At 70.9% G+C, this 1,699-nt stretch carries 1 protein-coding gene; it reads right to left on the minus strand.

The features are described from left to right. Nucleotides 1–81 precede the first annotated feature (81 nt). Nucleotides 82–1,593, minus strand: coding sequence for a hypothetical protein (locus IAE56_RS20855; RefSeq protein ID WP_200753831.1), 1,512 nt, complete (start codon nucleotides 1,591–1,593; stop codon nucleotides 82–84). Nucleotides 1,594–1,699 lie beyond the last annotated feature (106 nt).

The raw sequence follows: 1,699 nt of genomic DNA on the forward strand, positions 1-1,699 counted from the left end.
TCCCCGCCGCCGCCCTCGCCCCCCCCGCCGCCGCGGGGGGGGGGCGGGGGGGGGGGGGGGCCCCCCCCCGGGCGAAGGCCCTCAGAACGTCCTGACCTCGTTCATCGCCGCGCGCAGCACCTCGCGGTCGAGCGCCGTTCCGCCGCGCGCTTCCACCGCATCGACGATGGCCAGCCACGCCGTGTAGATCTGCTCGCGTTCCTCGGTTTCGATGAAACCGCTGCGGCGATCCAGCGCGTTGAAGCCTTCGGTGTAGGCGCGCCCGACCTGCGCCAGCGCCACGGTCAATGCCGCCGCGTCACAGGTTGCCGCGGCAAGCTTCAGTGCATCGGTACAGGCCTTGCGGTACAGCGTGGCCGCCTTGTTCGCCTGCGCGGTGCTGACCTGCGCACTGCCGTCCCAGTCGCGGAAGGGATTGTCGAGGTTGGCAGCCAGCCAATCCGGTTTGCGCAGCTGGCTGACCTCAAGATCCAGGCCGCTGGCAACCTCGCGCGCGTAAGCCTTCCTGATCGCGGCGCCCAGCGCGGCGGGCACGCTGCTCAACCATAGCCGGCACAGTCGCGGCCAGTGGCCGGGCGCGGGAAACACCGCATCGCCGGCCGGGAATACACCGCTGGCACTGAGCGTATGCAGCTGCCCCAGTTCACCCAGCCGCGGCAGGCCGTGCAGCACGGCGGGGGCGCCGATGATGCGCAGTGCCCGCAGCTGCGGGAAGCGTTCGGCGATGCGTCCGCCATCCAGTTCCCGCACGTCGCGCAGCTGCAGCTCGCCCAGCGACGGCAGTCCAGTCCAGGCCAGCGTGGCATCGGTGCTGATGAGCGTCAGCCAGCGGCCCTCATCTTCGGCGGTGATGCGGAGGTCGGGCTCGAGCGTACCGTGCAGGGTGAGGCGTGACAGGCCGTCGTTGAGATGCAGGTGGCGCAGGCCGCTGGCATCGATGCTGGCCTGGACCAGGTTGGTGCCGCGCAGGTCCAGCGTGGTGTCCTGCAGCGGGCTGATGTCCAGTGTGTGGATCAGCGGCCGCTTGCGCAGCCACGGCAGCAGGCCGGGCACGGGTTCGCTGATATCCAGCCGGGTGAGCAGGGGCAGGGCATCGAACAGCGCCAGCGAAGGGGCGAGGTTCATGGCCGCGCCATCCAGGCGGGTAGCGCAGCGGCGTACCGGATATTCGCCGTTTTCCAGCAGCACGCTTCGATCCTCGGGCGCGGCGGTGGCGTGCTTGAAGGCCTGTACGGCGGGCGCATCCAATGCATCCCAGCGGCGTTGGCGTGCGACTTCCGAGCCGTCGGGCCAGCTGCCGGACTTCTTCGGTACGGCAGCGATCAGCGGCTCGCGCCTGCCTACATGCTGGAAGTCGCGCGGCGGCCGCTTTCCCACCCACAGGTGGTGCAGCGCATCGTCCTGCTGCAGGTCGTTGAAGCGCGCCGGCTGCATGGCGGCGACGGTCGTCGGGTCGGGCAGGGCGGGGCCGGTCCAGTCCAGGGTGAGCACGGCGAGGCTGCCGTCGCGCGCATCCTGGTGGGTCAGCTGGTAGGCGACGAACGCCTGCAGGCGTTCGTTGTGGACGATATGGATGTCACCCGGGGCGGGCATGCAACGATCCTTGTTTCCTTGTCCGCCCGGGGGGGGGCGCCCCCCCCCCCCCCCGGGCCCTACCGGGTTCGCGGTCAGTCTTCCGGCGACGGCGGGTTCGACGCCA

Source organism: Stenotrophomonas sp. S41, from assembly GCF_016624625.1.
Classification (GTDB): Bacteria; Pseudomonadota; Gammaproteobacteria; order Xanthomonadales; family Xanthomonadaceae; genus Stenotrophomonas.